At 67.1% G+C, this 20,237-nt stretch carries 21 protein-coding genes; 13 read left to right on the top strand and 8 right to left on the bottom strand.

Annotated features, from left to right (window positions below):
• Positions 1 to 42: 42 nt before the first annotated feature.
• From mlaD to ACZK5G_RS22365, 4 genes are read left to right on the top strand one after another with little or no spacing between them, the layout of a single operon-like run.
• Entirely contained in the window at positions 43 to 567 is a 525-nt protein-coding gene (gene mlaD, locus ACZK5G_RS22350) for an outer membrane lipid asymmetry maintenance protein MlaD (protein ID WP_010487482.1), read from the top strand.
• Positions 564 to 1,226, top strand: a complete 663-nt coding sequence (locus ACZK5G_RS22355) for an MlaC/ttg2D family ABC transporter substrate-binding protein (protein ID WP_010487479.1) — start codon at positions 564 to 566, stop codon at positions 1,224 to 1,226. The genes mlaD and ACZK5G_RS22355 overlap by 4 nt, the downstream gene beginning before the upstream one ends.
• Positions 1,216 to 1,527: an STAS domain-containing protein gene (locus ACZK5G_RS22360; RefSeq protein WP_032128488.1), complete on the top strand. Its 312-nt coding sequence runs from the start codon at positions 1,216 to 1,218 to the stop codon at positions 1,525 to 1,527. Before ACZK5G_RS22355 ends, ACZK5G_RS22360 begins: the two co-directional genes overlap by 11 nt.
• Position 1,528: 1 nt before the next feature.
• A complete protein-coding gene (locus ACZK5G_RS22365) occupies positions 1,529 to 2,542 on the top strand; it encodes an MlaA family lipoprotein (RefSeq protein ID WP_478464876.1) in 1,014 nt (337 codons plus the stop codon).
• An 84-nt stretch (positions 2,543 to 2,626) separates the two neighbouring features.
• Here ACZK5G_RS22365 and ACZK5G_RS22370 read toward each other — a convergent pair whose 3' ends face one another.
• The 3 genes from ACZK5G_RS22370 to ACZK5G_RS22380 form a co-directional block, all read right to left on the bottom strand.
• Positions 2,627 to 3,172, bottom strand: coding sequence for a glutathione peroxidase (locus ACZK5G_RS22370; RefSeq protein WP_010487473.1), 546 nt, complete (start codon positions 3,170 to 3,172; stop codon positions 2,627 to 2,629).
• Between the two features lie 137 nt (positions 3,173 to 3,309).
• The gene (locus ACZK5G_RS22375; protein WP_032128490.1) at positions 3,310 to 3,708 is read right to left on the bottom strand and encodes a hypothetical protein; all 399 of its coding nucleotides are present in this window, start codon (positions 3,706 to 3,708) and stop codon (positions 3,310 to 3,312) included.
• Between the two features lie 72 nt (positions 3,709 to 3,780).
• Positions 3,781 to 5,340 carry a DNA recombination protein RmuC gene (locus tag ACZK5G_RS22380; protein ID WP_032128491.1) on the bottom strand — a complete coding sequence of 520 codons (1,560 nt, stop codon included), beginning with the start codon at positions 5,338 to 5,340 and terminating at the stop codon, positions 3,781 to 3,783.
• Positions 5,341 to 5,384: 44 nt separating this feature from the next.
• On the opposite strand from ACZK5G_RS22380, the gene ACZK5G_RS22385 reads away from it, so the two are divergent.
• Positions 5,385 to 5,990, top strand: coding sequence for a glutathione S-transferase family protein (locus ACZK5G_RS22385; protein ID WP_478464878.1), 606 nt, complete (start codon positions 5,385 to 5,387; stop codon positions 5,988 to 5,990).
• A 121-nt stretch (positions 5,991 to 6,111) separates the two neighbouring features.
• On the opposite strand, the gene ACZK5G_RS22390 is transcribed toward ACZK5G_RS22385, so the two are convergent.
• On the bottom strand, positions 6,112 to 7,119 hold the full coding sequence (locus tag ACZK5G_RS22390; RefSeq protein ID WP_049420932.1) for a zinc-binding alcohol dehydrogenase family protein: 1,008 nt from the start codon (positions 7,117 to 7,119) through the stop codon (positions 6,112 to 6,114).
• Between the two features lie 91 nt (positions 7,120 to 7,210).
• Between ACZK5G_RS22390 and ACZK5G_RS22395 the strand changes: the two genes are divergently transcribed.
• Complete coding sequence (locus ACZK5G_RS22395) at positions 7,211 to 8,182, top strand: LysR family transcriptional regulator (protein WP_121504956.1); 972 nt, start codon at positions 7,211 to 7,213, stop codon at positions 8,180 to 8,182.
• Between the two features lie 15 nt (positions 8,183 to 8,197).
• Entirely contained in the window at positions 8,198 to 8,827 is a 630-nt protein-coding gene (gene leuE, locus ACZK5G_RS22400; RefSeq protein ID WP_005411716.1) for a leucine efflux protein LeuE, read from the top strand.
• Between the two features lie 124 nt (positions 8,828 to 8,951).
• On the opposite strand, the gene ACZK5G_RS22405 is transcribed toward leuE, so the two are convergent.
• Complete coding sequence (locus tag ACZK5G_RS22405) at positions 8,952 to 9,854, bottom strand: LysR family transcriptional regulator (RefSeq protein ID WP_478464880.1); 903 nt, start codon at positions 9,852 to 9,854, stop codon at positions 8,952 to 8,954.
• A 100-nt stretch (positions 9,855 to 9,954) separates the two neighbouring features.
• Between ACZK5G_RS22405 and ACZK5G_RS22410 the strand changes: the two genes are divergently transcribed.
• The 4 genes from ACZK5G_RS22410 (at position 9,955) to ACZK5G_RS22425 (ending at position 13,819) form a co-directional block, all read left to right on the top strand.
• Positions 9,955 to 11,037: an aldo/keto reductase gene (locus ACZK5G_RS22410; protein ID WP_478464881.1), complete on the top strand. Its 1,083-nt coding sequence runs from the start codon at positions 9,955 to 9,957 to the stop codon at positions 11,035 to 11,037.
• A gap of 56 nt (positions 11,038 to 11,093) precedes the next feature.
• Complete coding sequence (locus ACZK5G_RS22415; RefSeq protein WP_478464882.1) at positions 11,094 to 11,519, top strand: hypothetical protein; 426 nt, start codon at positions 11,094 to 11,096, stop codon at positions 11,517 to 11,519.
• A gap of 5 nt (positions 11,520 to 11,524) precedes the next feature.
• A complete protein-coding gene (locus tag ACZK5G_RS22420; RefSeq protein ID WP_229301260.1) occupies positions 11,525 to 12,214 on the top strand; it encodes a suppressor of fused domain protein in 690 nt (229 codons plus the stop codon).
• Between the two features lie 177 nt (positions 12,215 to 12,391).
• Positions 12,392 to 13,819 (top strand): amino acid permease, encoded by a 1,428-nt coding sequence (locus ACZK5G_RS22425; RefSeq protein ID WP_478464884.1) that lies wholly within the window; start codon positions 12,392 to 12,394, stop codon positions 13,817 to 13,819.
• Positions 13,820 to 13,911: 92 nt separating this feature from the next.
• Here ACZK5G_RS22425 and ACZK5G_RS22430 read toward each other — a convergent pair whose 3' ends face one another.
• Positions 13,912 to 15,153 (bottom strand): dipeptidase, encoded by a 1,242-nt coding sequence (locus ACZK5G_RS22430; protein WP_478464886.1) that lies wholly within the window; start codon positions 15,151 to 15,153, stop codon positions 13,912 to 13,914.
• Between the two features lie 124 nt (positions 15,154 to 15,277).
• Positions 15,278 to 16,447, bottom strand: coding sequence for a class I SAM-dependent rRNA methyltransferase (locus ACZK5G_RS22435; protein WP_478464888.1), 1,170 nt, complete (start codon positions 16,445 to 16,447; stop codon positions 15,278 to 15,280).
• 450 nt (positions 16,448 to 16,897) lie between these two features.
• Here ACZK5G_RS22435 and ACZK5G_RS22440 point away from each other — a divergent pair, with 450 nt between their 5' ends.
• Positions 16,898 to 17,860 carry a TerC family protein gene (locus ACZK5G_RS22440; protein ID WP_032128501.1) on the top strand — a complete coding sequence of 321 codons (963 nt, stop codon included), beginning with the start codon at positions 16,898 to 16,900 and terminating at the stop codon, positions 17,858 to 17,860.
• A gap of 106 nt (positions 17,861 to 17,966) precedes the next feature.
• Positions 17,967 to 18,737 (top strand): rhomboid family intramembrane serine protease, encoded by a 771-nt coding sequence (locus tag ACZK5G_RS22445; RefSeq protein ID WP_049400340.1) that lies wholly within the window; start codon positions 17,967 to 17,969, stop codon positions 18,735 to 18,737.
• Positions 18,738 to 19,043: 306 nt separating this feature from the next.
• Here ACZK5G_RS22445 and ACZK5G_RS22450 read toward each other — a convergent pair whose 3' ends face one another.
• Positions 19,044 to 20,159 carry a glycerophosphodiester phosphodiesterase gene (locus ACZK5G_RS22450; RefSeq protein ID WP_478464890.1) on the bottom strand — a complete coding sequence of 372 codons (1,116 nt, stop codon included), beginning with the start codon at positions 20,157 to 20,159 and terminating at the stop codon, positions 19,044 to 19,046.
• Positions 20,160 to 20,237 lie beyond the last annotated feature (78 nt).

Raw genomic sequence — 20,237 nt, forward strand, 5'->3', positions numbered from 1 at the left:
CGCAGGCGCGCGCGGCCACAACGACTCGATCAGGTAATCCACATGGCCATCCGCGGTCCCAGACTCGAATTTTCCGTCGGCGCCTTCCTGCTGCTGGCCCTGGCCTCGCTGATGGTGCTGGCCGTGGCCTCGACCAACCAGCGCTGGAGCTGGGGCAGCGAAGGCTACGACCTGAAGGCACGCTTCTCCCAGGTCGGCCAGCTGCGCAAGCAGGCGCCGGTGAAGATCGGCGGCGTCACTGTCGGCCAGGTCGCTTCGATCGACCTGGACCCGGTGAAGTTCGAATCGATCGTCACCCTGCGCATGGACAGCAAGGTCAAGGACCTGCCGGCGGACACCTCGGCCGGCATCTTCACCAGCGGTTTGCTCGGCGAGAGCTATATCGGTCTGCAGCCGGGCGGTGATCCGGACGTGCTGAAGGCCGGTGACGAGATCGTCTTCACCCAGCCGGCGGTGGACCTGATCCAGCTGGTCGGCAAGTACATGTTCAGTGGCGGTGCCGGTGGCGGCGCTGCTCAGAAGCCCAACGATGGCGCGCAGGCGCCTGCAACGGAACCGCAACCATGAAGATGAAACTGATCCCGGCCCTGCTCGCCTCGGCGCTGCTGGCGGCCACCCCGTTCCTGGCCCAGGCCCAGGCCGCTGCGCCGGCCGCTGCCGCAACGCAGAGCCAGGCCGGCAAGGTGGTGATCGATGCCAGCAGCCGCATCCTGTCCACGCTGCAGCAGCGCAAGAGCGAGTTCACCAGCAACCCGGCCAGCCTGCGCAGCTACATCGACAGCGAGCTGACCCGCACCTTCGACCGCGACTACGCCGCGCGCCTGGTGCTGGGCCCGCACGCCCGCGGCGCCTCCGACGCCGACATCAAGCTGTTCGCCGATGCCATGGCCGACAGCCTGATGCAGCGCTACGGCTCCACCCTGCTCAACATCCAGGGCAAGCCGAGCTTCCGCCTGAAGGGTGAAAGCCCGCTGCCGGGCAATCGTGGCGTGCGCGTGAGCACCGAACTGGTGCGCGCCGGCAACGAACCGACCCCGGTCGAGTACTGGATGCGCAACGTGAACGGCCAGTGGAAGATCTTCGACGTCAACATCGAAGGCATTTCCTACGTGCAGACCTTCCGCAACCAGTTCGACACCCCGCTGCGCCAGAAGGGCATCAAGCAGGTGGCCAACGAACTGCACAGCGGCAGCATGCAGGCCGGGCCCGCGGGCAATGGCAAGTAACGCACTGGCGCTGCTGGAAGGCGACACCCTGCGCCTGCGCGGGGTGCTCGACCGTGCCGCGGTGATCGCACTGTGGCCGCAGCTGCAGGCCCTGCCGGCAAAGCTGTCACGGCTGGAGCTGGGTGAGGTCGAACGCGTGGACAGCGCCGGCCTGGCGCTGCTGGCCGAGCTGGCCGCACGTGCGCGCAAGAGCGGTCACCCGCTGGCAGTCTCCGGCGCGCCGGCCGGCTACAACGAGCTGAGCGCAGCCTACCGGCTGTCGCCCGACCTGGATTTCAACGCTACTTCTGCTGCGAGCTGACATGAACGTCGTACGCACTTTCCCCCTGATCGTCCTGGCCACCGCCCTGACCGCCTGCGCCGGCAAGCCCGCACGCAGCGATGCGCCCGCAGCCAGCACCGTGGTCCCGGCCAGCGCCATCGCCGAGGCCTCTGCCCCCACCGCCGATACCGCTACGGTCGATGCCGCACCGGCAACAGCCGTGGTTGCCGCACCTGCGCCGGCCACGCCGCCATCCGCACCGGCCCGCAGCGCCGACACCGATGCGGCCAGGGCCGCGGCGGCGACCGCCCCCGGTGGTGACGACGACTTCGATGCCCTCTACGGCGGTGCCGGCAACACTGGCAGCGCGGCAGCCTACGATCCGTGGGAACCGTTCAACCGCAAGGTGCACACGTTCAACAACGCGGTTGACCGTGGCATCGCCCGCCCGCTGGCCACGGCCTACACCCACGTGGTGCCGCGCTTCGCCCGCACCGGCGTCAGCAACTTCTTCAGCAACCTGCGCGCACCGGTGACCATCACCAACCAGCTGCTGCAGGGCCGCGGTGCCGATGCGTGGGACAGCCTCGGCCGCTTCCTGATGAACAGCACGCTGGGTATCGGCGGCCTGTTCGATCCGGCCAGCAAGGCGATGGTGCCGCGTCGCAATGAGGACTTCGGGCAGACCCTGGGTGCCTGGGGCTGGCGTCGTTCGCGTTACGTGGAACTGCCGTTCTTCGGCCCTCGCACCGTGCGCGATGTGTTCGGCCTGGCCGGTGACATTCCGCTGTCGCCGATCCGCCGCATCGAAGAGGACAAGATCCGCATCGGCCTGCAGGGCATGCAGCTGGTCGATACCCGCGCGCAGCTGCTGGCAATCGACGACCTGCGTGACACCGCCGTGGACGAGTACTCGCTGGTACGCGATGCGTGGATGCAGCGCCGCAACTACCAGATCGAGAACGATCTGCGCAGCAAGCGCGACCGTGGCCACGACGATGCCAATTCGCCGATCCCGGTCGATGCGATGCCGATGCCGCAGTGGACGCACTGAGTCCGGTCTGCAGCGCATGAAAAACCCCGCCTCGGCGGGGTTTTTCTTTTCCGGTAGGTGCCAACCTTGGTTGGCACGCTTTCCTCAGGCTGCCAGCGCTGCCTCGATGGCCTCGCGCAGGCGCGCGTCATCGGCAGCCACGTCCGGGGCGAAACGCGCGATGACCTTGCCGTCGCGGCCAACCAGGAACTTCTCGAAGTTCCACAGCACCGCCGGTGCTGCGTGGATCGGGATCTCCTTGCTGGCCAGGCGCTCACGCAGCGGGCCTTCGCCGATCGACTGCGGCTGGGCGGCGGTCAGCTGCTGGTACAGCGGATGGGTATCGTCACCGGCTACGCTGATCTTGGAGAACATCGGGAAGCTGACGTCGTAGGTGAGCTGGCAGAACTGCTGGATCTCCGCCTCGCTGCCCGGCTCCTGGCCGAGGAAGTTGTTGGCGGGGAAGCCCAGTACTTCCAGACCCTGCGCGTGCTTTTCCGCATACAGCGCCTGCAGGCCTTCGTACTGCGGGGTCAGGCCGCACTTGGAGGCGACGTTGACCAGCAGCAGTACCTTGCCCTGGTAGTCGGCAAGCGAGGACGGCTGGCCGTCGATGGTGGTGAGGGAAATGTCCTGGATCGGGGTGCTCACGCGGGGGCTCCGGCAACAGCGGGGAATGGCCCACCAGCATAGCGCCGCGCGATGGCGGTAGTGCCGGCCGCTGGCCGGCAATCGTGCGACCGTTCGCAAGGGTTCATGCGGTTGCCGGCCAGTGGCCGGCACTACGATCAGTCCACGCAGATCGTGCCCTGCGCCTTGCCGTCATCAATGCGCTGGCGGCAGCCGAAGTTCTGGCGCACATCGCGCTGGCAGGTACCGGTAGCGGCGCTGCCAGCGCCCACCTCGGGACCGGCCAGGCACTGGCCCGTGCAGTCGCTTTTGCGGCTGCAGGCCTTGCCGGCATCGGCATAGGGAATCACGCACTGCTCGCGTTGCAGCCGGCCCAGCCGCTGCAGGCTGCCACCGGCGGCCTGGCAGTCGACGTCGCGCGCCTCCTGGTAGGCCTCGGTGGCTTCCGGCGTGTCTGCCGCCGCCGGCTGTGCCGCCGCATCGGCGGCGGGCGGCGTGCTGCTGCAGGCCGACAACAGGACGGCCAGGGCCAGGCTGGCAAGGAAGCGCAGACGCATGGTCGGACCTGCAGGCGGTAATCGAGACCACCAGCATACGCATTGCATGGTGCAGGTGGTGTGTCAGTGCACTCAGGTCTCTTCGCCGCCCTCCGGGGCAGTCAGCTGCTGCATCGGATCCGGGGTCAACTCCGGCGGCAGCGCGCGCTTGGCCTTGCTGCCCAGTTCGGCAAGTCGACGCGCACGGCTGATGGCCGACTGCGGCGAATCGATCAGACGGTTGCGTGCATCGGCGTAGGCCTTGCCAGCATCGTCCAGCTTCTTGCCCATGTCACTGAAGTCCTTCAGGAAGCCCGTCAGTGCGTCCAGCACCAACCCGCCTGCCTCACTGATCTTCAGTGCCTGTTTCTGCACCTTGTCGCGCGTCCACAGGCGCTCGGCCACGCGCAGCAGGGCCATCAACGTATTGGGCGAAGCAAACACCACGCGGTTGTCAAAGGCGTAGGCCTGCAGGCTGCCATCGGCACCCAGCGCGGCGGACAATGCACCTTCGATGGGAACGAAGGCGATGGTGATGTCCAGCGTCTCGGTGCCAAGTGCTTTGGGGTAGTTCTTTTCGCCGAGATCCTTGACGTGCTGGCGCAGCGCGACGGCATGGCGGCGCAGCGCATCTTCGGATTCCTCCGGAGTGGCAGCGTTCATCGCCTCCTGCCAAGCGATCAGATTGACCTTGCTATCGATCACTACGCTGCGTTCGTCAGGGAACTGCACGACCACGTCCGGGCGCAGACGTGCGCCGTCATCGTCCACGGCGTGCTTCTGCCGCTGATAGTGCACGCCCTCTTCCAGACCCGACCCACGCAGCACGTTGTCGAGCATCAGTTCGCCCCAGTCGCCGCGGACCTTGGCGCTGCCCTTCAGCGCATTGGTCAGGGCGGACGCTTGCGCGGCCATATCCTGGTTCAGCGTCTTCAATTCGCCCACGGCGCCGAGCAGGCTGGCCCGCTGGCGGGCTTCCTCGCCATACAGGGTATCGACCCGGGTGCGGAAATCACCCAGCTTGTCGGCGAACGGCTTCAGCAGACCTTCGATATCCGCACGCGACTGCACCGTGGCCTGGCGCACGTTCTTTTCGAACTGCTGTCCGCGCTCCTCGAAGACCTTGCCGGCCAGTTCAGCAAAGGCGCCCGAAAGCTTTTCCTTCGCAGTCTCCAGATAGCTTCGCAGTTCCGTGCTGGCTTGCTCCGAATGCTGCAGGTTCGCCAGCGCGCGCGCATGTTCGCCGTGCAGCTGCTGATAGCGCTGCTGTGCCTGTTGCAGTTCCGCGCTGGATTCGTTCAGCGCCGTGCGTGTCTGAGCCAAGGCCGATTCGCGTTCTGCCAGAAGTGCCTCGCGGCTGGCTGACACGGCAGTCTCACGCGCGACCTGCGTGGTCAGCGTGGTAATGGCCTCGGCGTGTTGCAGTCCCCGCAGACGCTCGCTTTCCAGCTCCGCAGTCAGCGCGTCCAGACGGCCTCGCAGCTGGCCGGCATCGACCAGGGCCAACCGGTGCTGTTCGCGTTCACTGATCAGCTGCTGGTGCAGATCACCCGAGGACGCGTCGCCTGCCCCACGGCGCAGCAGGATGACCAGTGCCACCAGTGTCGCCAGCAGCAGGGCCACGGCCAGGATCATGAGAAATTCGATGTTCATGCCACCAGTGTAGGCTGGCCCCGTCTCAAACGCTGCGTCAGGCCATGCTCGAACTGTACGGTAAGCCGACCTCGATCAATGTGCGCAAGGTACTGTGGCTGTGTGCCGGGCTGGACCTGGCGGTGCGGCACCATGCGGCACCCGATGCCGACCTGCTGCGCGGCCTGAACCCGAACGCACAGGTGCCGGTGCTGCGCGAGGGCGGCTTCGTGCTGTGGGAATCCAACAGCATCTGCCGCTACCTGGCCGCGCGCGCCGGGCGCCACGACCTGTTGCCGGTGGTGCCGCAGGCACGGGCCCGGGTGGAGCAGTGGATGGACTGGCAGGCCAGCGACCTCAACAGCGCATGGCGCCATGTGTTCATGGCACGCGTGCGCCAGCATCCGGACTATCCGGATGACGCCCGTGCCGAGGCCAGCCTGGCGCAGTGGAACCGGCTGATGGGCGTCCTTGATGCACAGCTCGCCACTACCGACGGCTACGTGGCGGGCAACACCTTCACTCTGGCCGACATCGTGCTCGGGCTGTCGACCCAACGCTGGTGCAGCACGCCGGGCAGCAAGCCGGTACTGGCACACGTAGATGCCTGGTTCGAACGCCTACGCCAGCAGCCCGGTTTCGCCGAGTACGTCGACAACGGTGTGGCCTGAGCAGTGGCTTCCGCAGCTGTTGGCAGGTGTCGACCTGGGTCGACACGGCTGATCCACGCCATGCGTGGATGAAACGCTGTAGAGCCGGGCGCAGGCTCGGCTCCACAGGAAAAACCGGGCCTTACCAGCCTTCCAGCACGATCTTGCCCTTGGCGCGGTGGCTCTCCAGCAGCGCGTGGGCACGCCGCAGGTTGGCCGCGTCGATGCGCCCGAAATGCTCGCCCAGGGTGGTCTGCAGCACGCCTGTGTCGATCAGCTCGGCCACCCGGTTCAACAGGTCATGCTGGCGCTGCATGTCGGCGGTCTTGTACAGCGGCCGGGTGAACATCGACTCCCAGTGCAATGACAACGCCTTGCGCTTGAGCGCCATCACGTCGACCTGGCCGGGATCATCGATCAGGCCCAGCTGGCCCTGCGGCGCCAGCAGTTCCACGATCTGCGCGTAGTGCTGGTCGGAGTGGGTCAGGCTGGCCACGTGCTGCACCTCGCTGATGCCGAGCCGCGCCAGGCCCTCGGCCAGCGGCAGACTGTGGTCGATCACATGGTGTGCACCCATTGCGTACGCCCAGTCCTGGGTATCCGGACGCGAGGCGGTGCCGATCACCGTCAGTTTCGTCAGCTTCCGCGCCAGCTGCACCAGGATCGAACCGACACCGCCGGCAGCGCCGATCACCAGCAGGGTCTGGCCTTCGCCGCCGCCCTCGGGAATTCTCAGGCGGTCGAACAACAGCTCCCAGGCGGTGATCGCGGTCAGTGGCAGCGCGGCGGCGGCGGCGTCATCCAGACTGGCCGGCTTGCGGCCGACGCTGCGTTCGTCCACCAGCTGGTACTCGGCATTGCTGCCCGGGCGATCGATGACGCCGGCGTAGTAGACCGCATCGCCAGGCTGGAACAGGGTCACCTCGCTGCCCACCGCGTCGACGATGCCGACCGCATCCCAGCCCAGCACGCGCGGGCCATCGGTGGCCACGCCGCGACGGACCTTGGTGTCGACCGGGTTCACCGCCACCGCACGTACCGCCACGCGCAGGTCACGCGGGCCGGGCTGCGGCAGCTCCAGTTCGATGTCGATCAGGGCCTGAGCATCATCGATCGGCAGGCCGGCTTGGGTGTAGGCAATGGCGCGCATGGCAGCGGTCCAGTGGGGAAGGAGGCGACAGGTTGCGCCGCACGCGCTCCCGCAGAAAGGCGCAGAATCGGGCAGCACTTTCACTCTGGCAATGAAGATGATCCGCTTCGACGATCTGCAGCTGTTCGTCCGCACTGCCGCACTGGGCAGCTTCTCGCAGGCGGCGCGCGAGGCCGACCTGCTGCCCGGGCAGGTCGCCGCGGCGGTGGCGCGGCTGGAACGCGAGCTGGACCTGCGCCTGTTCGTGCGCACCACCCGCAGCCTGCGCCTCACCGGCGAGGGTGCGCTGTACCTGCCGTATGCGCAGGAGGTACTGGCCACCCTGCGCGAGGGACAGGCCCGCGTGCAGGGCGAGGACACCGAGCTGCACGGCACCCTGCAGCTGTCGGCGCCCTCGGACCTCGGCCGCAACCTGCTGCTGCCCTGGCTGAGCGCCTTCCGAGCTGCGCACCCGCGGCTGCGCCTGCACCTGCGCCTGTCCGACGAGGTGGCCGATGTATTCCGCGACCCGGTCGACGTGGCCATCCGCATCGGCCACTTCGACGACGCCAACTACGTCGCCCTGCCGCTGCTGGAAGGCAATCGACGCGTGCTGGCCGCCTCGCCCGGCTACCTGCAGCGGCGTGGCACGCCCACCCGCCTGGAGGATCTGCGCGAGCACGACTGCCTGGTCTATCAACTCAACGGCCGCGCCTACGATCGCTGGTCATTCGAGGTCGACGGGCGTCGCAGCGTGATTCCGGTGCGCGGTCCGCTGGTCTGCGACGACGCCGATGTAGTGCGACGCTGGGCCGTGGCCGGCGAAGGCATCACTTACAAGTCCTGGCTGGACCTGCGCGAGGACGTGCTGGCCGGGCGCCTGCAGCTGCTGCTCGATGGTGTTGGCAGCAGCATCCCGCTGCAGCTGGTATGCCCGCACCGCAAGCAGTTCTCGCCCGCGGTACGGCAACTGCATGCGCAGCTGCGCCAGCACCTGCAACCGCTGCTGTCTGGCATGCCCACTGGCCTCACCCGCCCCCTGTCGCCAACGGCGGCACTGGCCGACAATGGCGGCCCCCCGTAACAAGAGAACGCCGCCATGCCGTGGATGGGCATCCAGGACCTGTGGACGTTTCTGGTCGCCGTGCTGGTGTTTCTCGCCCTGCCCGGCCCCGGCACCTTCACGCTGCTGACCGCCACCGGCCGTGGCGGCGTGCGTGGCGGCTATACCGCGCTGGCCGGCCTGCTGGTCGGCGATCAGATCCTGATGTGGCTGGCGTTGGCGGGCGTGGCGGCGCTGCTCAAGGCCAACCCGCTGGTGTTCCACGCGGTGCAGTACCTGGGTGCGGCCTACCTGGTGTGGGTCGGCATCAGCCTGCTGCGCACGCCGAAGCACGAGGGCGGCGACGCCGGCCCGATCCGCATGCAGCCGGGGCGCTACTTCCAGCAGGCGATCCTGGTCAGCCTGCTCAACCCGAAGGCGATCCTGTTCTACATGGCCTTCCTGCCGTTGTTCATCGATCCGAAGGCACACCAGGGCATCGCCACCTTCGCTGCGCTGGCGGGCATCATCCTGGTGGTCAGCATCGCCTACTGCTCGATGTTGATCGGCGTGGGCAACCTGGCCCGCCGCCGCCTGATCCAGCACCCGCGAATCAGCGATGCGCTGCGCCGCGTGGCCGGCCTGTTCCTGGTGGGGTTCGGCATCCGGTTGGGGCTGAACGGCTGATACCGCAGACGAGCAGGCTCGGCGCTACATCTGCCAACCAAGGTTGGCATCTACCAGAGCGCGGGATCCGGTAGTCGCCGACCTTGGTCGGCGCTGGCGCCATCGGCGTTCATGAGGCGGGTCTCTACCCGCCGTGCAGTTCCGCGCGCATGTGATCAATGAACACCCGCAGCTTCGGCGCCATATGCTCGCGGGCGGGGAAATACAGGTGGAAACCGGGGAACGGCGGTTGCCAGTCCTGCAGCACCGCCTGCAGGCGCCCTGCCGCCAGATCATTGGCCACCAGTGACGCGAACCCCTGCGCCATGCCGAGCCCGGCCAGCACGGCGGCATAGGCCAGTTCGGCATCGTTGAACACCAGCCGCCCATCAACCTCCACTTCCATGTCGTGGCCATCGCGACTGAACTCCCAGGGCATCAAGCGGCCGTTGGCACGACGGTGGACGATGCATGCGTGGCCCTGCAGATCGTGCGGGCTGGCCGGAATGCCGTGCTGCGCGAAGTAACTGGGCGTGGCCACCACCACCTGCCGTTCCGGCGGCCCGATCGGTACCGCGATCATGCCGCGCGCCAGTGATTCGCCGAGGCGGATGCCGGCATCGAAGCCTTCGGCCACCAGATCGGTCAACGCCGGCTCCACGCACAGCTCCACATCCACCTGCGGGTAGCGCGCCAGGAACGAGGGCAGTGACGGCAGCACCCGGCGCTCGGCGACGATCCTCGGCAGGGTGATGCGCAGCTTGCCGGCAGGAACCGCGCGCGCGCTGTCGAGATCTGCGAACGCCGACTCGATCTGCTCCAGCCCGCCGCGTACACGCTCGAGGAAGCGCGCACCGTGTTCTGTCAGGCCAACCCGGCGCGTGGTTCGTTGCAGCAGGCGCACCCCCATCCGCGCTTCCAGCGCGCGCACGCTCTGTGACAGCGCGGAGGTGGAGATGCCCAGCGCATCGGCAGCGCGGGTGAAGCTGGCATGGTCGGCGACGTGGACGAAGGCGACCACCGCCGACAACGGTGCGGAGGGATTCATTGTGAAGCCAACCTTCATGGTGAGTCCGGTTCCATCCAGTTTATCCACAGGATCGGGCGGCGGATGCTGTGCCTCCCGGCGGTATGCCCGCCCTCCTGTGATGGAACCTGTCATGTCGCTGGACCACTACCGCCTGCTCGGCCGCTCCGGCCTGCGAATCAGCCCGATGGCACTGGGCACGATGACCTTCGGCGCCGATTGGGGCTGGGGTGCGGACGAAGCCGAGGCCCGCCGCATCTTCGACAGTTACGTCGATCGGGGCGGCAACTTCATCGATACTGCAAACAACTACACCAATGGCAGTGCCGAGACCCTGCTCGGCCGCTTCGCGCAAGGCCAGCGCGACCGGCTGGTGATCGCCAGCAAGTACACGTTGGCCACCATGCCCGGCGACCCGAACAACGCCGGCAACCATCGCAAGAGCATGCTGCGCTCGGTGGAGGACAGCCTGCGCCGGCTGGGTACCGACTATCTGGATCTGCTGTACCTGCACGCCTGGGACGACACCACCGGCGTGGACGAGGTGATGCGGGGCTTCGACGACCTGGTCCGCAGCGGCAAGGTACTCTACGCCGGCATCTCCGATACGCCGGCCTGGCAGATCGCGCGCATGCAGACCCTGGCCGACCTGCGCGGCTGGTCGCCGTTGGTGGCGCTGCAGATCGAGTACAGCCTGATCCAGCGCAGCGTCGAACACGAACTGCTGCCGATGGCCGACGCGCTGGGATTGGGCGTGGTGGCGTGGTCGCCGCTGGGCAGCGGCGTGCTGACCGGCAAGTACAGCACGGCCGATCTGGCCAGCGCCGATACGCTGCAGGCCACGCCGGGCGGATCGCGCCGCAGCGTGGCCCTGATCAATGGCGCGTTGACACCGCGTTCGCTGCAGATCGCCGGGGAAGTTGCAAAGATCGCGGCCGATCTCTCATGTTCGGCGGCCCAGGTCGCGCTGGCCTGGCTGCTGCAGCGACCCGGCGCGGGCGCGCTGCCGATCATCGGCGCCCGCACCCTGGCGCAGTTCGAGCACAACCTGGCCGCACTGGAGCTGGCGCTTCCCGCCGAGGCGCTGGCCCGCCTCGATGCAATCAGTGCGGTCGCGCCGGCATTCCCGCACGATTTCCTGCAGATGCCGTTGCCGCGAATGCTGATGAGCGGCGGTACACGCCTGCGGCCACGCGGAGGCTGAGGCCGTGGCAAGGAGGGCGCGCTATGCTGCCCCCCTTCTCGAATGGATGCGCGTGGATGGTCCGGTTGGCTCGCTGCACCCTGCCCTTGCTGCTGCTGGCCGGCACTGCGTCTGCCGGCACCGCGCAGGACCATCGCTGCCTGAGCGGCGGTCGCAACGACAGCATCCACCTGGAATGGCGCTGGCTGGAGGATGGCCAGGCCGACGTGCGTTACGCCGGGCACCACGAACGCCTGCTGCTGCGGCAGGTTTCGATGGAGACCACGGTGCTGGCCGAAGACCGCCCCTACCAGTTCGACAGCGTCTGGGAAGAGCGCATCAACGGCCGCCTCAACGGCCGCTACCGGCTCAGCACGCAGGGCGCGCTGGTGCTGGACCTGAGCTACGAGCGTAGCCGCGACGGACGTCGCACCACCTTCCACGATGACGTCGAGGCCTGGCAGGAAGACGGCTGCCGCTGGCCCGGCAAGGTGGCCGAGTGAGCACCATGGACGACGACACCCTGCTGGAGCGCAGCTGGGAATATCGGGAGGAGACGCTGTACCGGCGGTTGTTCGGCGATACCGGGCCGGGGATCTATCCGATCGACATGGATCTGCTGCGCAACGTCTTCAAGCAGGACCAGATCGACCCGCGCTGGCTGCATGTCGGCGTCAATGCCTGCCCTCCGCACGGTGATCGAAGGCACTGGATCTATGTCAGCTCCGGCCTGTCCAACCCCTGGGAAGGGCGGCACGAAGATGGCGATTCGGGGTTGGGCATCGAACTGATGCTTGAGACGCAGGAAGAAGCGACCTGGGCACTGACCACCTTGCGCTGGTTCACCGCGTACCACCTGCTGCTGTGCCACTCACGCATGCCCGGCAATCCGTTGGCGCCATGGGACCGGCTGAAGCTGGGGGGGCCGGTGGATCACGCAGGGAGCATGCTGCAGGCGGCCGTCTTCGTTCCGTCGTTGCATTTCCCGGGACCCCAGCAACTGCCATCGGGACGATTCGACTTCCTGCAGCTGCTGCCGTTGACCCTGGACGAGCACGCGTTCGGCCGCGCCCAGGGCTTCGAAGTACTGGTGGCCCAGTTGAGAACCCAAGGTGCGGCGCCAGTGGTTGATTCGCAGCGGGTCAGCATCGATCTGGCCCCTGCTCTCACGCTTCAAGCGCCTCCCGGCTCGCCTTGAGGGATCGAATCATTTCGAATCCTGCCAGCATTTGTGCCGATTCCGGCAGAATGCTCGGAGTACAGCCGCGCCGGTGACGCATCTGACCCTCGCATGACCCCCGTCAGTGGTAATGCTGCGCTGCGTTCGGTCACACTCGGGAACTTGTCGTTCTTAGTCACCCCTTCCGAGGCCTGCATGTCCCTGTTCCGGCGCAAGTCCCTAGATTCCGTCACCGTCCACGAAGCCGGCAGGCGCCTGATCCCGACGCTCAGCTGGCCGCACCTGATCGCGCTGGGCATCGGCGCCATCGTCGGTACCGGCATCTACACGCTGATCGGCGTCGGTGCCAACCTGGCCGGCCCGGCCGTGCTGATCTCCTTCGCCATCGCCGGTGCGGTCTGCGCCTGCGCGGCACTGTCCTACGCCGAGCTGTCGACGATGATGCCGGCCGCCGGCAGTGCCTACACCTACAGCTACAGCGCGCTGGGCGAGGTGTTCGCCTGGGTGGTGGGCTGGAGCCTGATCCTGGAGTACTCACTGGTGGTGAGTACCGTGGCGGTGGGCTGGTCCGGCTACTTCGTCGGCTTCCTCGAATGGGTCCACACCCAGTTCGGCTGGAACGTGCACCTGCCCGCCTGGCTGGCGGCCGGCCCGCACGTGGAAGGCGGCATGATCAACCTGCCGGCGATCGTCATCACCTGGCTGGTGGCCGGCATGCTGATGGCCGGCACCAAGGAAAGCGCCACCCTCAATGCCATCCTGGTGGTGTTCAAGCTGATCGCGCTGGCCATCTTCGTGGCCGTGGCCCTGCCCGCCTTCGACAGCGCCAACCTGCAGCCGTTCATGCCGTATGGCTTTGCCAAGTCGATGGGCCCTGATGGCGTCGAACACGGCGTAATGGCGGCGGCAGCGATCATCTTCTTCGCCTTCTACGGCTTCGATGCGATCTCCACCGCCGCCGAAGAAACCAAGAACCCAGGCCGCGACCTGTCGATCGGCATCATCGGTTCGATGATCGGCTGCACCATCGTCTACGTGCTGGTGGCGCTGGCCGCGGTCGGTGCGATGAGCTACGTGGTGTTCGGCCATAGTGCCGAGCCGCTGGCCCTGATCATGCGCCAGCTGGGCCATCCGACCGCGGCGATGGTGATCGGCGTGATCGCGATCATCGCGCTGCCGACGGTGCTGCTGGCCTTCCTGTACGGCCAGAGCCGCATCTTCTTCGTGATGAGCCGCGATGGCCTGCTGCCGCGTGGCCTGTCCAAGGTCAACGCACGTACCGGCACGCCGGTGGCGACCACGCTGTTCACCGCGGTGGTGGTGTCGGCGCTGGCCGGTGTGGCCCGCCTGGACGAGATCGCGGCGCTGGCCAATGCCGGCACCCTGGCCGCGTTCACCGCCGTGGGCATCTGCCTGGTGGTGCTGCGCCTGCGCGAGCCGAACCGCAAACGTACCTTCCGTACCCCGCTGGCCTTCGTGGTCGGTCCGCTGGCCGCGCTGGGCTGCATCTACCTGTTCCTCAGCCTGCCGCACAGCACCCAGCTGTACTTCCTGCTGTGGAACCTGGCCGGCCTGGTGCTGTACTTCCTGTACAGCCGCCGCCACGCGCTGATCGCGAAATAACCGGATCACCGGTAGTGCCGGCCGCTGGCCGGCACCTCGCATCCTGTTGATACGGGCAATGCCGGCCAGCGGCCGGCACTACCGCAGGGCGGTCAACCGCCCTGCTTTGCAGCGTAGTCCTGCGCCTGGCGCATCACCCGCAGCAGGTTGCCGCCCCAGATGCCGGCAATCTGCTTCTCGGTATAGCCCTTGCGCAGCAGCCACGCGGTGATCTTCGGCAGCTGGCTGACATCGGGCAGGTCGCTCAGGCCACCGCCGCCATCCCAGTCCAGGCCGATGCCCACGTGCTCGGGGCCGACCACCTTGAGGATGTGCTCAAAGTGGGCGAAGAAGTCGTCGAGGCTGGCATGGCGCACCGGGTGCTCGTGATCCAGCGCCTGCTCGGCCTTCAGCAGGGCAACGCCCTGTTCGATGCCCATGCCTTCCCAGCCACCCAGCTGCTTGCTCAGCGCTTCCTCGGCCTGCTTGCGCTCGGGCGTCTTTGCGGTGTCGATCAGGTAGCCACCATAGGCGTTCACCTGGATCACACCGCCGGCCTTGGCCAGCTTGCGCAGGCGCGCGTCATCCAGATTGCGCGGATGGTCGTAGACCGCCTTGGCCGAGCTGTGCGAGAGCACGAACGGCACCGGCATCATCGCCAGCAGGTCGTCGAACACCGCATCCGAGGCATGTGACTGGTCGATCACGATGCCCAGCTTCACCGCCTGCCGCACCAGGTCCTTGCCGGCCGGGCTCAGGCCTTTCCACTCCGCCCCGTTGGGGTCGGTGGCCGAATCGGCAAACTCGTTGTTGGCGAAGTGCACGGTGCTGAGCAGGCGCAGGCCGGCGCGGTGGTAGAACGACAGCAGGCTCGGGTCTTCCACCAGCGGGCTGGCGTTTTCCATGCTGATGTAGACCACGCGCTTGCCGGCGGCCTTGATCCGCGCCGCGTCATCGGCGGTCAATGCCAGCGCGAAGCGCTCGGGGTTGGCCGCCAGCATTTCGCGGATCTCCAGCAGCCGCTGCAGGCCATGGTCACGCTCGGCGAGGTGCGCGGCGGGGCTGCGGTCGCCCTGATCGGTGTAGATCGCCCAGAAACCGCCGTCCAGCGCACCTTCGACCATGCGCGGGTAGTCCACCTGCGAAAGCGCGTTGCGGTCGTGACGCTGCTCGATGTCGAAGCCCGTTCGGCCGAAATTGGCCGGCGTATCCAGGTGGCTGTCGAGGGTGACCAGGCGCTGCTGCAGGGCCTTGGCGCGCGCCAGCTCCTGTGCGCTGAACTCGATGGCATGAGCCGACAGCGGCGCGCACAGCGCCAGGGCAAGCACGACGGACAGGTGGCTCAACGATGGCATGGGCTCTCACCGGCAATGGGAAGAGCCCGACCATAGCGCTGCGGACCGCGGATTTGTAGCGTCGAACTGTGCTCGACTGATCAGGCACCGCGAGTCGAGCATCGCTCGACTCTGCATCTGGAAATCAGTCCACCACGCGGCAGAACACGGCCTTGAGGTAACGCGATTCCTGCACGTGGGCCATGAACGGATGGTCCGGGCCGGCGCCGGCCACCTTCAGGATCTGGATCGTGCGACCGGAGAAGTAGGCCGCGCGGCGCAGCATGTCGAGGAACTGGTCCTCGGCCACCAGGCCGGTGCAGGAGAACGTGGCGAACAGGCCACCCGGCTTCACCACGCCCAGTGCCAGCTTGTTCATGTCCAGGTACTTCTTCAGCGCAGTGATCACCTGGTCGCGGTCGCGGGTCATTTTCGCCGGGTCCAGGATCACCACGTCGTACTGCTCACCGCGGTTGGCGGCGTCGCGCAGCCACGGGAAGATGTCGGACTGGACGAACTTCGGGCGCACGTTGTTCAGGCGCGAATTGCCCTTGGCGATCTGGATGACGTCTTCATCGATGTCGATGCCGACCACTTCAATGGCACCACGCGCCGCTGCGTACACGGCGAAACCGCCGGTGTTGCAGCACAGGTCGAGCACGCTCTTGCCTTCCACCTGCTGGCTCAGCCACTCGCGGTTCTCGCGCTGGTCGGCAAAGAAGCCGGTCTTGTGCGCACCGGCCGGGTCAGCGCGGAACTTGATGCCGTACTCGGTGATCACCGCCGCTTCGGTGGTGGTGTTGCCGTGGAAGTCGAAGCTTTCCTGCTTCTGCACGTGCTCGTCGGCGAAGCTGTGGAAGCGGCAGCCCGGGAACTGCTCGCGCAGGGCGTCGTAGATCCACTCGCGGTGGCGGAACATGCCGGCGGCGAAGAATTCGACCACCACCAGGTCGCCGTAGCGGTCCACCACCAGGCCGGACAAGCCATCGCCCTCGCTGTGCACCACGCGCCAGGCGTCGGACACCGCGTCGAGCTTCAGCACCTCACGGCGCAGCGACACCGCCTGGGCGATCTTGCGCGAGAACCAGCCAGCATCGACCGGCACATTCTGGTCGGTTTCGAGGATGCGCACGGCAATGCGCGAGTGCCCGTTGTAGAACCCGCGGCCGATGAACTCCCCGTCCACGCCGACCACGTCGACGATGGAACCGGGCTTGGGCCGGACGGTCGGCTTCTCGACCAGTTTCTGGAAGATCCACGGGTGGCTGGAACGCCACGCATTCTTGAGGCGGACAATCGGAAGGGGGGTATTCATCCACCTATTGTAGCCGGGGGGCGCTTTCGTAGAGTCGAGCTGGCGCGACGGGCGTTGCTGAACGGCCCGGGCAAGGCGTGCCAACCAAGGTTGGCACCTACCAGGGCGGGCCGGCCGGCGTGCCAACCAAGGTTGGCACCTACCGCGGCGGGCAGGCAGGCATGGCAACCCAAGGTTGGCACCTGCCAGAGCGGGGACCCCGGCCGCCCGGCATTTGACGGCAGCCCGGCCAGGCCGCAGAATCGGCGCCAGAAGGGGAGTAGCTCCCAGACGTTGTCGCCGTCATTTCGAGCCCGCAGGCTCCGGTGCAACGGCAGTTCCAGCCGACTGGAACTGCGAGCGAGACCTTCGCCGTACTGGCGAAGCTCTGTCCCTGGATCCCCCTCCCGATCCTCCGTTGCAGATCCTCGCCGTCCGGCCTGGCATTCATCTTTCCAACGGACATTCCCAATGCAGACGATCGGTAACGTGTGGTTGTGGGGCGGCTTCGCAGCGGTGGTGGTCATCGCCCTGCTGGTCGACCTCGTGTTGATGCGCCATGGTGGACCGCACAAGGTCACCTTCAAGGAGGCCCTGTGGTGGTCCATCGGCTGGGTCGCGCTGGCCCTGCTGTTCAATGCGGGCCTCTGGTACTACCTGAATGAGACCGCGGGCCAGGTGGTGGCCAACAAGGTCGGCCTCGAATTCCTGACCGGCTACCTGGTCGAGAAGGCGCTGGCGGTCGACAACATCTTTGTCTTCCTGATGATCATGAGCTACTTCGCGGTGCCGGAGGAGCAGCGCCAGAAGGTGCTGATCATCGGCATCCTGGGCGCGATCGTGCTGCGTACGATCATGATCTTCGCCGGCAGCGTGCTGATCACCCAGTTCCATTGGCTGCTCTACGTGTTCGGCGCCTTCCTGCTGTTCACCGGCTGGAAGATGTGGTTCGCCGCCGGGCAGGAGCCCGATCTGGAAGCCAACCCGGCCCTGCGCTGGATGCGCAAGCACCTGCGCCTGCTGCCGGATTACGCCGGCAACGCGATGAGCGTGAAGCGCGACGGCGTGCGCTGGTTCACCCCGCTGTTCGCGGTGCTGATCCTGATCGCGGTGACCGACGTGATCTTCGCCGTGGACAGCATCCCGGCGATCTTCGCGATCACCACCGACCCGTTCATCGTGCTCACTTCCAATGTGTTCGCGGTGCTGGGCCTGCGTGCGATGTTCTTCCTGCTGGCCGGCATGGCCGACCGCTTCCACCTGCTGCCGTACGGCCTGGCGCTGGTGCTGGGCTTCATCGGCATCAAGATGATGATCATCGACCTGTTCAAGATCCCGACCCCGATCTCGCTGGGCGTGGTGGCGGTGATCATCGCCGCTACCGTGGTGTTGAGCCTGAAGTACCCGCCGAAGGAAGGCGAAGGCCAGGCCTGAGCCTGACCCGCTGGATGGCGCGGCCGGTGGGATTGTCCCGCCGGCCGTTTCCACTCTCCCGCGGCGGTGGCCTTGGTTTCGCACCAACCACCGCCATTGCTGAGGTATGAACAACAACGCGCCCCTGCCCGCTGGCGACGTGCCGGCCCCCCGCAATGACCGCTCGCGCATCCTGCGGGCGTTCAATGTCAGCCTGGCCGCCGTGCTGGTGCTGGTGGCCGTGTTCGCCCTGCAGGGTACGTTCGACTGGCGACCGTGGGCGGTCGCGCCGCTGGAAGCCAAGGGCCTGCTTGGCCTGATCGGCGGCCCGATGCTGCATGCCTCGGTCGAGCACATCGCCGCCAACAGCATCGCGATCCTGATCCTCGGCACGCTGGCCGGCAGCGTCTACCCGAAAGCCACCGTGCGCGCCCTGCCCCTGCTGTGGCTGGGCTCGGGCATCGGTGCGTGGATGCTGGGCAATCCGGGCAGCGTGCACCTGGGCGCCAGCGGCGTCACCCATGGCCTGATGTTCCTGCTGGCCAGTCTGGGCCTGCTGCGCCGCGATCGCGCGGCCATCGCCACCGGCCTGATCGGCATGCTGTTCTACGGCGGCATGCTGATGACCATCCTGCCGCACGCCGATGGTGTGTCCTGGCAGTCGCACATGGGCGGCGCCTTCGCCGGCATCATTGCTGCGCTGCTGTTCCGCAACGCCGACCCGCTGCCGCCGCGTCCGCGCTACAGCTGGGAAGACGAAGAAGAAGACGTCGAACCGCTGGCCGACGACGAGCTGGAGCCGCCGTCACCGCAGCGCGTGCCGGTGCTGTGGCAGCCGCGCGAGGGCCAGGACTACGTGGTGATCCCGTTCCGCCGGCCGGACGAGCCGCGCGGCTGAGCGATGGTAGTGCCGGCCGCTGGCCGGCAACCTCATGACCCGGTAGTGGCCGACCTTGGTCGGCGCTCCCGCTGCATGCCAACCAAGGTTGGCATCTACCAGAGCCCGTCAGTTCGCCGCATTCCCGGAAGACCCGCGCGGCTGAAGAAAACGCCCCGGTAGTGCCGGCCGCTGGCCGGCAACCTCATGAACCGGTAGTGGCCGACCTTGGTCGGCGCTCCCGCTGCATGCCAACCAAGGTTGGCAACTACCAGAGCATTCCGTCACATCCGGTAGCGCCGGGCCATGCCCGGCGGCATTGGCCGGTCAGTTCGCCGCATTCCCCGCCGCGCCCATGCCATCCACCGCCTGCCGGCCCAGTGCCGGGTCGTCGGTGAAGAAGGCATCGATGCCGGTGGCCAGATAGGCGCGCATCTCGGCAATTGACCCCTCGGCATTGCGCGCGTTGTCGGCGCCCTTGCGCAGGTTGCTGGCCTGGAAATGGTTCTCCGGGCGGAAGGTGTACGGAATCACCATCAGGCCCACTGCATGTGCGTCCTGTACCAGCGTGGTCGGTGTCCCCAGTGCGCCCTTGGCGTCCAGCGGAATGATCGAGCGCAGCTCCGGGCCGATGCTGTCGGCGTAGCTGGCGATGTCCTTCAGTCCGGTCGGCGTCATCATCTGCGCGTAGGTCAGCGTGCCACCGGCCTTGGCGATGTCGGCCGGCTGGGTATCGCCCTTCCACAGCAGCTGCAGCAGGCGGATGTTGCTGCCCCGCCCGATCTTGCCGCGCAGGTAGCGCAGGTTGGCGGTCTCGAACGACTGGATGGTGACCGGCCCGACGTTGGTATAGGCGTTGCCGCGCAGCGCGGTCAGGAGCTTGTCTTCCATCGGCAGGCCGATCGACTGGAAGTAGGTCGGATGCTTGATCTCCGGCACCAGGCCGATGCCGCGGTTGGCGCGGCCGGCCTGCTGCACCAGGAACGCAAGGATCTCGTCGAGGCTGGCAATGCGGAACTGGCCATCGTAGGCGGTGCTGCGCAGTTCCGGCAGGCGCTCACGTGCGTACAGCGTCTTCAGCTCGGCCAGGGTGAAGTCTTCGGTGAACCAGCCATCGACCTTCTGCCCGTCGATGACCTTGCTGGTGCGGCGGCTGGCGAATTCGGGATGCGAGGCGACATCGGTGGTGCCACTGATCTCGTTCTCGTGGCGGGCCACCATCACCCCGTCCTTGGTCATCACCAGGTCCGGTTCGATGTAGTCGGCGCCATCGGCGATGGCCTGCGCATAGGCCGCCAGGGTGTGCTCGGGCAGCAGTGCGCTTGCCCCGCGGTGGCCATAGACCGACACCTTGTGCGCGGCCGGGGTGGAGGATTCAGCACTCATGGCCACCGATGGTGCCACGGCCAGCGACAACAGCAACGCACAACCCCACGACTTCACTGCGACTTCCCCAAGCGGTATGTGATGGGCGTCAGTATGCGGCGGCAATGTGACAGGCGGGGGACCCCATGGATCCGG

The sequence above is a fragment of the Stenotrophomonas sp. 62841_Sma genome, assembly GCF_056482945.1.

Excerpts from the sequence above, each read along its gene's own strand:
- mlaD (WP_010487482.1), top strand. The coding sequence starts at position 43 with ATGGCCATCCGCGGTCCCAGACTCGAATTTTCCGTCGGCGCCTTCCTG.
- ACZK5G_RS22355 (WP_010487479.1), top strand. The coding sequence starts at position 564 with ATGAAGATGAAACTGATCCCGGCCCTGCTCGCCTCGGCGCTGCTGGCG.
- ACZK5G_RS22360 (WP_032128488.1), top strand. The coding sequence starts at position 1,216 with ATGGCAAGTAACGCACTGGCGCTGCTGGAAGGCGACACCCTGCGCCTG.
- ACZK5G_RS22365 (WP_478464876.1), top strand. The coding sequence starts at position 1,529 with ATGAACGTCGTACGCACTTTCCCCCTGATCGTCCTGGCCACCGCCCTG.
- ACZK5G_RS22375 (WP_032128490.1), bottom strand. The coding sequence starts at position 3,708 with ATGCGTCTGCGCTTCCTTGCCAGCCTGGCCCTGGCCGTCCTGTTGTCG.
- ACZK5G_RS22380 (WP_032128491.1), bottom strand. The coding sequence starts at position 5,340 with ATGAACATCGAATTTCTCATGATCCTGGCCGTGGCCCTGCTGCTGGCG.
- ACZK5G_RS22385 (WP_478464878.1), top strand. The coding sequence starts at position 5,385 with ATGCTCGAACTGTACGGTAAGCCGACCTCGATCAATGTGCGCAAGGTA.
- ACZK5G_RS22390 (WP_049420932.1), bottom strand. The coding sequence starts at position 7,119 with ATGCGCGCCATTGCCTACACCCAAGCCGGCCTGCCGATCGATGATGCT.
- ACZK5G_RS22395 (WP_121504956.1), top strand. The coding sequence starts at position 7,211 with ATGAAGATGATCCGCTTCGACGATCTGCAGCTGTTCGTCCGCACTGCC.
- leuE (WP_005411716.1), top strand. The coding sequence starts at position 8,198 with ATGCCGTGGATGGGCATCCAGGACCTGTGGACGTTTCTGGTCGCCGTG.
- ACZK5G_RS22405 (WP_478464880.1), bottom strand. The coding sequence starts at position 9,854 with ATGAATCCCTCCGCACCGTTGTCGGCGGTGGTCGCCTTCGTCCACGTC.
- ACZK5G_RS22410 (WP_478464881.1), top strand. The coding sequence starts at position 9,955 with ATGGAACCTGTCATGTCGCTGGACCACTACCGCCTGCTCGGCCGCTCC.
- ACZK5G_RS22415 (WP_478464882.1), top strand. The coding sequence starts at position 11,094 with ATGGTCCGGTTGGCTCGCTGCACCCTGCCCTTGCTGCTGCTGGCCGGC.
- ACZK5G_RS22420 (WP_229301260.1), top strand. The coding sequence starts at position 11,525 with ATGGACGACGACACCCTGCTGGAGCGCAGCTGGGAATATCGGGAGGAG.
- ACZK5G_RS22425 (WP_478464884.1), top strand. The coding sequence starts at position 12,392 with ATGTCCCTGTTCCGGCGCAAGTCCCTAGATTCCGTCACCGTCCACGAA.
- ACZK5G_RS22430 (WP_478464886.1), bottom strand. The coding sequence starts at position 15,153 with ATGCCATCGTTGAGCCACCTGTCCGTCGTGCTTGCCCTGGCGCTGTGC.
- ACZK5G_RS22435 (WP_478464888.1), bottom strand. The coding sequence starts at position 16,447 with ATGAATACCCCCCTTCCGATTGTCCGCCTCAAGAATGCGTGGCGTTCC.
- ACZK5G_RS22440 (WP_032128501.1), top strand. The coding sequence starts at position 16,898 with ATGCAGACGATCGGTAACGTGTGGTTGTGGGGCGGCTTCGCAGCGGTG.
- ACZK5G_RS22445 (WP_049400340.1), top strand. The coding sequence starts at position 17,967 with ATGAACAACAACGCGCCCCTGCCCGCTGGCGACGTGCCGGCCCCCCGC.